Origin of the sequence: Pseudarthrobacter sp. S3, assembly GCF_050156905.1 — a bacterium.
GTDB lineage: Bacteria > Actinomycetota > Actinomycetes > Actinomycetales > Micrococcaceae > Arthrobacter.
In genome coordinates, this window is record NZ_CP189583.1 from 1,968,973 (window position 1) to 1,981,570 (window position 12,598).

Sequence of the window (12,598 nt, forward strand, 5' to 3'; positions counted from 1 at the left end):
GATCGTGCGAGAGAGCGCCAGTGGTGGTGTGGCTGGGAGCCACTGACGCTCTCCGTCATCGATTACGCGCTGGCCAGCGCGGTGTGCTCCCTCATGTTGTAGGTGCCCGTCTCAACCCAGATCGTGTTGTGGATGATCCGGTCCATGATCGCGTCCGCATGAACACCGGAGCCGAGCCGCTGGTGCCAGTCCTTCTGCGAATACTGGGTGCAGAACACCGTCGACGTTTCGCCGTAACGGCGCTCCATCAGCTCCAGCAGCATGGTGCGCATCGACTCCGTCGGCCGGTCCAGCAACCACTCGTCAATAACGAGCAACGTGAATGCGGCGTATTTGCGCAGGAACTTCCCGGCCCCGCCGGGGGTGTCTTGGGCGGCGACCCAGGCTTCCTCGAGGTCGGGCATGCGGACGTAGTGGGCGCGGATGCGGTGCTCGCAGGCGCGTTTACCAATCGCGCATCCCAGATACGACTTCCCCGACCCGGTGAACCCCTGGAAGACGACGTTCTGCTGCCGGGCCACGAACGAGCAGGTGCCGAGCTGGGTCAGCAGCTGCCGGTTCAGGCCGCGTTCGTCGAGCAGGTCGATGCGACGCAAATCCGCGTTCGGATAACGCAGCCCCGCCCGTCGGATCAGCCCGGCGACCTTGGTGTGCGTGAAGGTGGAGTAGGCGTCATCGACGACCAACCTCACTCGCTCTTCGAACGACAGACTGATCGACAGCGTCTCGTCCTGGGTATCGATCACCTCCAGCAGCTCGCCTGCGTTCATCTCCCGCAGCTTGCGTTTGGTCTCCCCGTCCAAGCGGTTCAACGGGTCACTCCGGCGTAGTAGGCGCCGCCGCGGACGTAACCGCCATCATCGCACTCAGGCTCCTCCGAGACGTGGCCGGTCTTGTCCTGCCCGGTATCGAGAATCGGTCTCAGGTGTGCATACCGCGGGGAGCGGATCGGCCCTCGCAGCGCGAGCTGACAGGCGGCTTCCACCCGGGCTGGTGAGAACTTACGCGACAGGCGCAGGACCGCCAGGGCCGGGTCGTAGCCGGCCTCCTCGATGGAGGCTGCCTCGAAGATCTTGCCGATCACCGTCACCGTGGCCGGGCCCATCCGGGCACCCCAGTCGTCAATCCGGGCCCGGTCCCAGGCCTGGAAGCTGCGCCCCTCGGGCAGGTCCGCATCGTTCGTCTGATACTGATTCACCGTGCTTGCCGACAGCAGCAGGTGGCTGGTCAGACGCTCATCACCCCGATAGACCTCCAGCATCGTGTCCGTGACGCGAAGGTCAACGAGGGAGCCGATGTGACTGAAGGGGACGGAGTAGAAGTTCTTCGCCCAGACCACGTGGGCGTTCTTGTTCACCTTGCGCCGGTAGGACCACGTGCTGATCTCGAACGGGGCTGCCGGCAGCGTTGCATCAGCGGCAGCTCCTCGGTGGTGAAGACGCTCAGCCGGGACCCGGCGCGTTTCTGGAACGGTTGCCGGTTATAGGCATCCATCTGCTCATAGACCCGGGTGCGCAACTGCGCCAGAGATGTGAACTGCTCGTGCCTGAGCCCCGCGATGACCCAGGTCGCGACATGAGAGACCGTGTTCTCGACGCTCGCCTTGTCTTTCGGAGCCCGAACTCTGCCCGGTAATACCGCGGCCGAATAGTGCGCCGCCATCTCGCGGTAAGCGTCGTTGAGAACGACCTCTCCCTCGCGGGGGTGGGAGATCACCCCGGTCTTCAGGTTGTCGGGAACCAGGCGCGGGACGCTGCCGCCGAAGAATGCGAACATCGCCGCATGGGCGCGTAGCCACGACTCCTGCCGCATATCCAGGCTCGCTTCCACGAACGCATACCGGCTGAAGGGCAGGCAGGCGACGAACAAATACACCTTCGAGATCTCACCCGTACTCGGATCCACAGCTGCATCGTGGGCCCGGACCAGTCGACCTCGATGCTGCGGCCGGCCTTATGACCAACCCGGGACGACGCCCCGGTCACGGCGGCGTGCTCGCCGTAGAGCCGGCAGAACCGGTCATAACTCATCACTGCCTGTCCTGCGCGAGAAAACGCGTCGACATACTCCTGGTGCAGCAGCTTCAACGTCACCCCCACCCTGGCCAGCTCGGTGTGCACCCGAGGCCAGTCCGGCTGCGCAAAGACACTCTCACGGACGCCACGGCCGGGAAACAACGCCGCATACACCGCGGCCTCCGACAGCTCGGCGACGTCATCCCAACCGAGACCTGCCAGCTCCGCCGCATCGAGGACCGCCTGAATGCTGTGACGGGATATCCCATGAGCGGACTCAATTGCTCTTCGCGACAGGCTTTGATTACGCAGCTGCAACACCAGCTTCGCTTTGATCTTCCGTACCATTACCGGTACTCCTTCCACCATGTGTCCGTCACATGGTGGAAGGAGCTTTACAGGCGGTGCTCAACCACACCAACAGTGGTGCTCAACCACACCAGTCGCGCTACCGGACGATGGCGCTCACCCGCACCACAGGTGGAGCCCACACAAGCCAATATTCACTGGACGGGGTAAGCCGTCAGCCGGATATTCCCGGCAGCAATTAGAAGGATCCCCACCGTGGTCAGCAGCCCTATGAACATCAGCAGCGCAACGACCAATGTTTCCCCGGAGGTCAAGGAAAAACTTAACGTGTCCGCATCAAGGGGCATCGGGGGGTGCAGGGTCACTGCTTTTCTGCCCAACGTTCGTGGGCGGACTGGCGGCTGGTGCCGACGGCGCGGCCTATGTCGGCCCAAGATGCTCCGGCCGCCTTGGCCGCTGCCCTACGTGTCAGGCTGGAACGGTACCAGGGGCTCGTAGCAAGTCCGTTTAATCGCGTGGGGCGAGAGCCAGGAATCCAGTCATCATGTCCAGTCCAGTTTTGAGTGCAGTACGCGAAGATAGTGCTGTGAGTAGTAGTAGTAGTAGTAGTAGTAGTAGTAGTAGTAGTAGTAGTAGTTCTGGGCCGCGGGCCGGCGGGCCGCGGCCTCGCCGGTCATTCACCCCGGCCCAGAAGCTCGAGTTCTTGGCGGCATATGAGAATGCCTGCGAGAGCAATGAGGGTGGTGCTTTCCTGCGCACAGAGGGCCTGTACTCGTCGCAGATGACCGAATGGAGGCGGCTGAGGGACGCCGGCGTCCTGGCCGGAAAGAAGGCCGGGGAATCGATCGGGAAACTCTCGGCGGACCAGGCCGAGAACGCGCGTTTGCGCCGCCAGTTAGAGGTGAGCGAGAGCCGGTTGAAGAAGACCGAGGCAGCCCTGGACCTGATGGGAAAACTACAGGCGTTCTTAGAGAGCGCCTCAGAGGATATGCCGGACGAGCCCCGATCCAAGAAACGCTGATGGCAACGTACCGGTCGATGCTGGAACTGAAGATTCCATCACGCCGGGCGGCGGCATTGACCGGCGTTTCCAGGACGACCGCGAACCGCAAACCGGCACCGCCGCGGGACCACCATGCGGTGTTGCCGCAGAACAAGCTCAGCGCCGCTGAGCGGGCGGAGATCCTGGCCGCGCTGAACTCGCTGGAGTTCGTGGACCTGGCACCCATGCAGGTCTATACGAAGCTGCTGGACGAGGGAATCTATCTGGGATCCCTGTCGACCTTCTATCGTGTGCTGGAGGAAAACAAGCAGGTCAAAGAACGCCGCCGGCTGGCTAAGCACCCGCCCCGGACGGTTCCTGAACTGGTCGCCACCGCCCCGGGGCAGGTGTTCACGTGGGATATTACAAAGCTTGCGGGCCCGGTCAGGGGCAAGTACTTCGACTGCTACATGATGATCGATATCCATTCCAGATTCATAGTCGGCGCGCACGTCCACGCCACCGAATCCGGGGCGCTGGCGGTGGAAATGATGAAGGGAATCTTCGGAATCCACGGCATCCCCCAGGTCGTGCACGGATTATGCCGAGGAAAACGCTAAGCCGAGGAACTGTGTTGTGGGCCGTGCTACTCGGGGAATCGGGATTCTTTCTTCGGCTTAGTGCTGGGGACTCATTGCGGGGTTACCGTCGTCGTATCCATAGACCCGGTGAAAGGGGAATGTCATGGATACGAAGGTCAGAGAGATTGGCGAGCGGGTTGTTGCTGCGTTGGAAGCCGACGGCCATGCGAAGCTAACGATTGTCCAGTACCGCAACGCAATTCGGTGGTTGGAAATACTCGCTCAAGATCGTGGTGAAGAATATTCGCCTGCGTTAGGTGCCGACTTTGCCGTGATGACTGCAGACCCACGCACTGGAAAGGTATTCAGTCCGAGGCCGCGTGCGGACTTTGCCCGCTTGGCTGGAGTCTTCGACTCCTACGTGTTCACCGGGCAGGTGGACCTTTCGGCGAAAAGGCACGGCGGTGGTCGGGTTGTTCCGCAGTCAAAGGATTTCACCGTGCTCTTGGCTGCGTGGTCGGCGGAGATGGAGCAGCGCGGTCTGGCAGTGGCCACCCAGAGCGCTTACAGTCGTGCCGCGTGCGATTACCTCCTCTATTTGGAGGCCAACGGAATCATGTCCCTTCAGGAGGCCGACGGGGCCAGTGTATTTGGGTTCCTGGAATCATTGAGCGATCGCTGGGCGAAAACTGCGTTGTGGTCTGCGGTCACGAGTTTCCGTCCGTTCCTGAACTTCACCCAACGTGTCGACCTGCTCAATGCACTGAAAATGGCCGGGGTGAAACGTCACCACGGCATCGTTCCCTTGCTGGGCAACGACGAAGAAGAAATTGTTGTTCAAGCCTGCATGAATGGGCAAGTTTCCGCACGTGACGCAGCGATCACACTGCTGGCGCTGGTGACCGGCCTGAGGGCGTGTGATCTTGTTTCCCTGCGTTTGCAGGACATCGACTGGCGAGGGCGGACGGTCGGGATCGTCCAACAGAAGACCAGCAATCCGCTGACAATGCCGTTGCCTCCTGCGATCGCGGGGAAACTTGCAGAGTACGTCCTTGGTGAGCGGCCGAACGTTGTGGACGAGCACGTGTTTTTGCGTGTGGTGGCGCCCCATACTGAACTGGCGGGCCACGCGGCGATTTATCGAGTGACCGCGCGGGTGTTCAAAACAGCAGGGTTGGAACGTACAAGGGTGGGGACAAGGTTGCTACGCCACAATGCGGCCTCCAAGCTCCTGCGTGCAGGGACACCGCTGCCAACGATATCGGCGGTTTTGGGCCATTCAAGCCCTGATTCCACCGACGTCTATTTGAGTACTGACACCGAGCATATGCGCGCGTGCGTGCTCCCGCTCCCGATCCGGCAAGGAGTCATCCGGTGAACGGGCCCAGGTTCACCAGTGTGTTCGCGCCCGATCTTGAACGTTTCCTTGGCTTCAAGGAAAGCATGGGCATTCATTGCGCATCCCGGCTGTGGTATTTGAAGAATTTCGATCGCTACTGCACAGACCACGGCCTGCAGAATTTTGACCGGTCCGCCCTTGAAGGATGGGTCACCTCAAGGCTTTCGGGCCGGCCGAATTCCTGCCGGTCGTGGATGTCATACATCAGAGACTTCGGGCGCTGGGAGCGCATCAACGGCAACGAGAATGCGTACGTGTTATCGGATCAGTGGAAGAGCAAACGCATCCGCATCCAGCCGTATCTGTTCTCGCACGAAGAAGTCAGCAGGTTCTTCGATGCCGCGGCACGGTTGGAAAGCATCTCGCCATGGAAGTGGCAGGGGCTCGCGTTCTTCGCCCTCATGCATTCGTGCGGGCTGCGCACCTGCGAGGTGCGCCGCCTGGCAGTAAACGATGTGAACCTTGATGAAAGGTTCATCGACGTGCGCTGGTCCAAGGGCAACCGCAGCCGCCAGCTTCCGATCACCGATCAGGTCGTTGGCATCCTGGCTGAATGCGATCGGGCGTTGGAGCGGACCCTGGGCAAAAAACGAGCCGCATTCTTCGCTTCCTCCACCGGCAACCCGGTAGACCCGGTATCCGTTGGGGTGATGTTCACCAGGATCTGGGACCAGGCCCGGCTGCCGCGGCCCCTTGAAGGGAAGCAACCGAGGCCCTATGACCTGAGACATCACTATGCCTATGCCAACATCGAGCGGTGGATGGCCGAAGGCGTTGACGTCAATGCCATGCTGCCCTACCTGGCCCGGTACATGGGCCACGCGTCGCTAGACAGCACCTATTACTACATCCATACATCCGCGGATTTCATGGGCGGCTACGCCGACATCGTCCGTGAAGGCCAGAAGATACTGCCTGAGGTGGGATTCGAATGAAACGAGACACCAGCAGCGATACCCCGAACTTCTGGGGATACGCGCGTAACTATTTGCACGAATACATGCCCAAAGTCAGGGACCTGTCCCCAAAAACCATCGAAGCCTACCGGATCTCATTGGAGTGCTTCGTGGACTACCTCGTCACCGAGCAGCATATCCAGCACGAGGACATCGGCTTTGACCACTTCGAACGACGCTTCCTCAAGGGCTGGCTGATCTGGATGCGGGAGAGCAAAAACTATCAGCCAAAAACCCTGGGTCTGCGTCTGACCGCGATCAGGGCGTTCCTGCGCTACGCCTCCCAAGAGGACCTTCGGTTGGTGGCGTTGCATGATGCGGCCAAGACACTCAAGGCCCCAGCCGTGGCGAAGAAGCCCATCGAATACTTGGAGCAGCACGAAACCGCGGCGATCCTTGCGGCCTTCACCGGCGCAAGCGTGAAGTCGCGGCGCAACCGCATGCTCCTGATACTCCTCTACGAGTCCGCGGCACGCGTCAGTGAAATCACCGGTCTGACCCTCGGGGACCTGCAGCTGGCACGGTCGGCGCACCTGACGCTGACCGGTAAAGGGAACAAGAGCCGCGTCGTCCCCCTGGGCGATAAAACGGTCGAGCACCTGCAGGTCTATCTGGAGGAGTTTCATTCCCGGCGGGCGAGCCTGCCGGCCACGCGCCCGCTGTTCAACAGCACCCATTTCGGGGAACCTACCAGGCTCTCGGAAGACAGTGTCTCGGCGATCCTCAAGAAGGCCGGGGAAATCGCGCGGGGATCCTGTCCGTCAATTCCGGACAAGCTAAATTGCCACATGCTGCGCAAGACCAAGGCCATGGACCTCTACAAGCAAGGGATTCCGCTGCCGATCATCATGCAACTGCTCGGACACGAAAGCATGAGCACCACCTCGGCCTTCTACGCCTTTGCCACCCTGGACATGATGACGAAAGCCATGAACGCCGCAACCCCGGAATCAGCCACGCTGACACCGAATGGCTCAGCGAAGAAAGACTACAAATCCTCTACACGCTCCGGTAACCTCAAAAATGCTAAGCCGAAGAAAGAATCCCGATTCCCCGAGTAGCACGGCCCACAACACAGTTCCTCGGCTTAGCGTTTTCCTCGGCATAATCCGCGTTAAGCCGAATTCGGCTTAACGCGGACCGTGGAACGTCCATGACATCCAAAACCGTCGCCGCGCTGCTCTCGGATCTGGAAGTCACCCGATCCCATTCCAGACCCCGGGTGAGCAATGACAATCCCTACAGCGAGGCGCTGTTCAAGACGCTGAAATACGGTCCGGAATTCCCCGAACGCTTCGCCTCAGTCCACGATGCCGGCGCATTTATCAGCGGGTTCGTGGACTGGTATAACCATCATCACCAGCACTCCGGCATCGGCTTCCACACGCCCGCCAATGTCCATTACGGCCACGCCTCCACCGTGGCCAAGGAACGCTCTGCAACCCTCGCTGCAGCCCGCGCGAGACACCCCGAACGCTTCACCAAGAAAACAGATCCCAAAATCCTCGCACTCCCAGGACCAGCCTGGATCAACCAGCCAAAGGAAATCACCGAACAGTCAGCCGCCTAACTCCCACTGGTACCGCTCAGCTTGAAAAATTCCGCTGCGACGGCGCCTCATATCCCTAGAGATACGAGACGAAGGGATTAGGCACGCCCTCGCTCCCTGGACTCTTGACGCCATTTAGCGATCACAAAACACCGCCGAATAACGCCGAAAGTCACAGGAAAGGTCCTCGAGTAGGTCCGGAGCGCGATCGGGGTCTTAGCTATTCCCCTTGGTCATACGGTTGATCTGCGCATCAATCCCACCGGCGTCGCGCACAATTTCCGTATAGATCCGACCCGAGTGGAATCTGCCGTCTTTGACTTGAAAGATGTTGACCCCCACGAACTCCAGGAGCGTGCCGTCCCGGCGTGTTCCACGCATGCTCCACTCCATCCAGACATCATCGCCGTCCGCCACAGTCCGGGATATGGTGGCAGTGAGATCAGGTAGGTCGCTAAGAAGCATGCTGAAGTTTCGGCGGACGGAGTCCTGCCCCTGCACGGATTCCCCACGGCGTGCCGGCGCTTCGTCAACATACGCGGCGTCAAAGCAATTCACGGCCGCTTCCAGGTCATGCGCCGACAGGGATGTAATCCACAGCTGCGCCACCGCCTCCGGATCGCTACTCATGCACCCAATCGTGGAGGTTCACGGACAAGTTGGCAACATAACGCGCGGCCTTTTTCACGGGGCCGAGCCGCCTGAACATCGGGAACCTGGCTGAAGGAGGCAACACCGCTCCCGCAGAGTCGTAACGGCGAGGTGCCGCGAAGCCGGCACAGCGCGAGTGCGGTTGCATTCCTGGTGGTGAACGTGGCGGAAGTCCCGGCCGACCCGGACCTCTCTGGCGAACACCCGGCCCTGCCACCCCGCAGCTGAGGGAAGGGTCCGGCGATCGGCGGACGCTCAGTCCTTGAGACTGCTGGTAGTGACTTCGAATTCCTCCACTTCAAGGATCTGCGTTTTTTGCGCATCGCTGGTCTCTGTCCGGATTTTGTTTGCCGCCTCTCGGCTGGCACCCAGAGCTTCCTCACTATCCCACAGCGTAATGGAGAGGGCCTTGTCGGTTTCCTTCCCGTTCAAGTAATAGATCCCCCGGCATCCGGGGATTTCAAGCACCCTCTTGACTATTTCTTCCGAGGGTGCGTCTGCGGTGGTCTCCGGGCCGGTTTTATAGGTGCCGACTCTAGCGAACATCGATTTTCCTCCAATAATCCCTGGCTGGAACCCGCTTACCGATTCAATCTGCAACATATGGAGGGGGCCTGTGTGGCCAGAACACATGCTGCCCCGCGACAAGCTCTACCAGTGACTGAGCGTGGTTAGGGTGGCACCGTCAGCCCGCATTCCGTCAAATCAACAAGCCAGCACTCACCGTTGTTCGGATCAGCCCGCAGACACCGCATTCGACGCAATCATCAAAGTCGGCACCGGCGCGTTCAGAGCCCCAACCGAACCGTGCCCCTACCACTGCAACTTCGACGGCGACATGCACGGCACCCTCCATGAAATAATCTCACGAAGCGTGCCCGCCGCCCTGTCTGCCCCTCCATCCCTTCATCTGACAAGGCAGCCAATCACCATTCTGAGCTGCGAAATAGCCGCAGTGACGTGACGACGCACCAGAACCGGAACTCCAGCGGGCCACACCTGGCCGCAGTCGTTAGGAATCCAGCCCCATGTCTGTCAGTTCTTGCCCCAGAACCAGTTCCAGTGTGGAGATCTGCATGTCATCCAGATGTTCTTTCCTCCGCGCGATCATGGCCGAGAAATCCGGCCGAGCTTTGAACTCGTCGATCGCCTCCCGGCTCTCCCACACGGCGTATGTAACTGGGATAGCTCCGAGGCTGACTGAGATCCCGAAGTAGCCTGCACCGAAACAGCCGGGTCAGGAAGTCCATCAGGCGTACCTACAGAAGCAGAGATACAACCAACGGATCGCCCAAAATGAATGGCTACGCGGGCGGAGTTTGCAATTCGCCGTCGTCCCCGTGTCAATGGCCAATAGTTTGTGCCCACGGGCGGCCAGCAAAATGCCCGCTGGGCGAGTTCTAGTCATCGTTGCACTTCTCTTTGGCGCACAATTGTTCGGGTCCCAGACCCCTAGCGCTCTGTTTCTCCGGGCCGATCCTGCGACCCTGCATTACGGCCTTGGCATGAGTTAGTCCGCGGCGGGTCTAGTCCTGGCCATCTTTGCCTTTACCGCTTTCTTGGGGGGCGACTGTGAGCGACCGTGTGGCGAAATGGTTCGGGGGACCCAAAGCCATCATGCTTGCTGGCTTCTTGGGTGCGGCGGCCTACATACTGATGATTTTCGTGCGGGGGAACGCCCTGACTTTTACCGTATGGCTTGGTCTGTCCGGATTCAGTGGCGGAGTAATTATCGGCGCCTTGCCCACCATTGTGGTGAACCGGGCACCGGCAGACTCCGTCGGCATAGACTCGGCTGTATATAACACCGCAAGGACAGTCGCCGGGGCGGTCGCGGGTGCAGTCTTTGCCTTGGTGATGTCCTCACTTATGACCACCAGCACCGCGGGCGGGATCACGGTCCCTGTTTCATCCCACCTGTCGTATCAGGCAGTGTGGGGGATCTGCGCGGTGATTTGCGTTGTTCTCGCCATTTTTGGCCGGCCGGATGGGCCAGCCACTTGCCAGCCCTCCGGCTGACCTGGATGCCGGTGCGGAATCTACAGCAGTAAAAGAACCAGCGGCCACCTGACCGTCGTCGATCCTGGAGACGGGATCCGCGCACCCATCGTCGCGTCCCACTGACGGGCTCCGTGCGAGGCAGCTCATTAGCTGCCTCGGGCGGAGTTCGTCCCTGTGTCAGGGAGTCCCAGCGGCGTCACTGGATCATGGGGATGTATTCGCCCGTATGCCGTTCGGAATTGTCGAAGAAATGCCCCAGACGTTTGGGCGTACGGAGCACAACCTGCCTGCGGCCGCTCATGCTTGCCCGGAGCATGCTCTGAATCTTGGCTTCCAGTAGAGGCACGGCGGAGAGGCTGCGCAGCCAGACGTCGAACACCGGGTGGCCCGCCGCTGGCGTTGGCTGACCGTGCATTTACCTGTTGGCAAGCGAACTCTATTTGTCCGACGCTTCGGCATAGGCTCCGAATCCCGGCACATGTATCCCGCCGGCGAGGATCCACCAATAGGAGTCGCTGGCATACAAGCGCTTGCCTATGCTCTGCCGGCTGGTCTCCTGCTCGGGAACATCCCGGCCCTGTGCCCTGCTCCCGGGCCGGTCCACACGCCGGCTAAGAATCTGCCACACCGGGACCACAACCACGGCTACGCCTCCCGCCGGCCGTCCACCAGCCGAGGCACCCCAAGGGGATTATCCCCGCGGAGTGCCTCCGGCAGGAGGTGCTGGGGGAAGCCTTGGTAAGCGACCGGCCGCAGGAAGCGTTCGATCGCGGCCGTGCCCACGGACGTGCTTCCGGCGGCGGTGGTGGCGGGGTACGGTCCGCCATGCTGCTGCGCATAAGTGACCGAAACACCTGTTGGCCACTGGTTCCAGACCACCCGACCTGCCTTGCGGGCCAGGATCTCCACAAGTTCGGCCACCTGGCAGGAATCAGTTCCATGGACGGTGGCGGTCAGTTGACCTTCGAAGGTCTCGGCGAGCTCGGGGAGTTGGGACTCGTCGTCGTACGTGATGACTACGGCGGTGGGTCCGAAGCATTCGGTTTGGAGGGCATGCGGCTCCGACAGCATGTCCGCGGCAGTGGTGAGGAGGAGCGTCGGACCCGGGGGATCGGCCAGTGGGCCTGCTCCCTGGGCCAGCACCGTGAGGCGCGGGTTTGATTGCAGGTTCGCCAGGACGTCGGTGTAGCCGGACTGGATCCGTTCATTAAGCAGGGGCGCGGCCGGTGGCAGGGCGGCGTCGCGCAGGGCCTCCACCATCCCGGATCCAGCCGGAACAAAAAGCGTCCCGGGCTTGGTGCAGAATTGCCCGGCCCCCATGGTGAAGGAGCCCACGAACCCCTGGGCGATCTCCGCACCACGCTGGCTTGCTGCGGATTCGGTGACGAAGGCCGGGTTGTTGCTGCCCAGTTCCCCGAAGAAGGGGATCGGTTCCGGCCGGGAATTCGCGATATCGAACAGTGCGCGGCCGCCAGGGATGGACCCCGTGAAGGCGCCGGCTTTGACCCGAGGGTCGCGCAGGGCTGCGGCTCCCGCGGCAGTCCCGGCGATGAGGGCGAACGTGCCGTCCGGAGCGCCAGCCTCGCGAAGCGCGGAGGTCACCACCTCGGCTGTGAGCCGGGACAGTCCGGGGTGGCCGGAGTGGGCCTTGAGCAGCACCGGGCTGCCTGCAGCCAGGGCTGAAGCGGTGTCGCCGCCGGCAACGGAGAACGCGAAGGGAAAGTTGCTGGCCGCGAACACTACTACGGGGCCCACGGGCACGCGAACTCGCCGCAGGTCCGGTCGCGGCGCGCCCATTGGCCACTCGGCGTCGGCGTGGTCGATGCGGGCGTCAAGGTAGCCGCCGTCGCGCAGCTCTTCCCCGAAGAGGCGCAGCTGGAAGGTAGTGCGTTTGAGCTCTCCGCGCAGGCGCGCCCCGGGCAGGTGGGTTTCCTGTTCGGCTTCGTGAATGAGTTGGTCGGCTGCGGCATCCAAGCGGTCCGCGACGGCGTCGAGCAGCCGGGCGCGCTCGGCGGGACGGAGTGCGGCCAGTGGCGCCGCCGCCGTTTGGGCCGCTGCCAGCAGTTGTTCCAGCTCGGCGTCGGTGGTGGGCTGGAGTGCGACGGCGGAGGCCGGGGCGATCGTGGTCATGCGCAGTCTCCTTTCGGGAGGCAGG

The 12,598-nt window shown here is 61.6% G+C and carries 8 protein-coding genes and 3 pseudogenes; 5 read left to right on the forward strand and 6 right to left on the reverse strand.

Going from position 1 to position 12,598, the window contains the following annotated elements:
• Positions 1–62: 62 nt before the first annotated feature.
• Positions 63–812, reverse strand: coding sequence for an ATP-binding protein (locus ACQCSV_RS09455; protein WP_426939251.1), 750 nt, complete (start codon positions 810–812; stop codon positions 63–65).
• Positions 809–2,363 (reverse strand): annotated as a pseudogene (istA, locus tag ACQCSV_RS09460) (IS21 family transposase). Before istA ends, ACQCSV_RS09455 begins: the two are co-directional and overlap by 4 nt.
• 547 nt (positions 2,364–2,910) lie before the next feature.
• Between istA and ACQCSV_RS09465 the strand changes: the two are divergent.
• The 5 genes and pseudogenes from ACQCSV_RS09465 to ACQCSV_RS09485 all read left to right on the forward strand — a co-directional run.
• Positions 2,911–3,902 (forward strand): annotated as a pseudogene (locus ACQCSV_RS09465) (IS3-like element ISAar46 family transposase); the annotation flags it as partial.
• A 148-nt stretch (positions 3,903–4,050) separates the two neighbouring features.
• The gene (locus tag ACQCSV_RS09470; protein ID WP_426938917.1) at positions 4,051–5,265 is read left to right on the forward strand and encodes a tyrosine-type recombinase/integrase; all 1,215 of its coding nucleotides are present in this window, start codon (positions 4,051–4,053) and stop codon (positions 5,263–5,265) included.
• Positions 5,266–5,480: 215 nt separating this feature from the next.
• Entirely contained in the window at positions 5,481–6,221 is a 741-nt protein-coding gene (locus ACQCSV_RS09475; RefSeq protein WP_426938916.1) for a tyrosine-type recombinase/integrase, read from the forward strand.
• Entirely contained in the window at positions 6,218–7,303 is a 1,086-nt protein-coding gene (locus ACQCSV_RS09480) for a tyrosine-type recombinase/integrase (RefSeq protein WP_426939497.1), read from the forward strand. The genes ACQCSV_RS09475 and ACQCSV_RS09480 overlap by 4 nt, the downstream gene beginning before the upstream one ends.
• 68 nt (positions 7,304–7,371) lie before the next feature.
• A pseudogene (locus ACQCSV_RS09485) lies at positions 7,372–7,812 on the forward strand (transposase); the annotation flags it as partial.
• A 195-nt stretch (positions 7,813–8,007) separates the two neighbouring features.
• On the opposite strand, the gene ACQCSV_RS09490 reads toward ACQCSV_RS09485, so the two are convergent.
• From ACQCSV_RS09490 to ACQCSV_RS09505, 4 genes are all read right to left on the reverse strand, one after another.
• Complete coding sequence (locus ACQCSV_RS09490) at positions 8,008–8,421, reverse strand: nuclear transport factor 2 family protein (RefSeq protein ID WP_426939498.1); 414 nt, start codon at positions 8,419–8,421, stop codon at positions 8,008–8,010.
• 276 nt (positions 8,422–8,697) lie between these two features.
• Positions 8,698–9,045, reverse strand: coding sequence for a hypothetical protein (locus tag ACQCSV_RS09495; RefSeq protein WP_426939499.1), 348 nt, complete (start codon positions 9,043–9,045; stop codon positions 8,698–8,700).
• A gap of 1,594 nt (positions 9,046–10,639) precedes the next feature.
• Positions 10,640–10,858 (reverse strand): hypothetical protein, encoded by a 219-nt coding sequence (locus ACQCSV_RS09500; RefSeq protein ID WP_354154943.1) that lies wholly within the window; start codon positions 10,856–10,858, stop codon positions 10,640–10,642.
• A gap of 230 nt (positions 10,859–11,088) precedes the next feature.
• Positions 11,089–12,573, reverse strand: coding sequence for an aldehyde dehydrogenase (NADP(+)) (locus ACQCSV_RS09505; protein WP_354154944.1), 1,485 nt, complete (start codon positions 12,571–12,573; stop codon positions 11,089–11,091).
• Positions 12,574–12,598 lie beyond the last annotated feature (25 nt).

Excerpts from the sequence above, each read along its gene's own strand:
- ACQCSV_RS09470 (WP_426938917.1), top strand. The coding sequence starts at position 4,051 with ATGGATACGAAGGTCAGAGAGATTGGCGAGCGGGTTGTTGCTGCGTTG.
- ACQCSV_RS09475 (WP_426938916.1), top strand. The coding sequence starts at position 5,481 with ATGTCATACATCAGAGACTTCGGGCGCTGGGAGCGCATCAACGGCAAC.
- ACQCSV_RS09480 (WP_426939497.1), top strand. The coding sequence starts at position 6,218 with ATGAAACGAGACACCAGCAGCGATACCCCGAACTTCTGGGGATACGCG.
- ACQCSV_RS09490 (WP_426939498.1), bottom strand. The coding sequence starts at position 8,421 with ATGAGTAGCGATCCGGAGGCGGTGGCGCAGCTGTGGATTACATCCCTG.
- ACQCSV_RS09495 (WP_426939499.1), bottom strand. The coding sequence starts at position 9,045 with ATGTTGCAGATTGAATCGGTAAGCGGGTTCCAGCCAGGGATTATTGGA.
- ACQCSV_RS09500 (WP_354154943.1), bottom strand. The coding sequence starts at position 10,858 with ATGCACGGTCAGCCAACGCCAGCGGCGGGCCACCCGGTGTTCGACGTC.
- ACQCSV_RS09505 (WP_354154944.1), bottom strand. The coding sequence starts at position 12,573 with ATGACCACGATCGCCCCGGCCTCCGCCGTCGCACTCCAGCCCACCACC.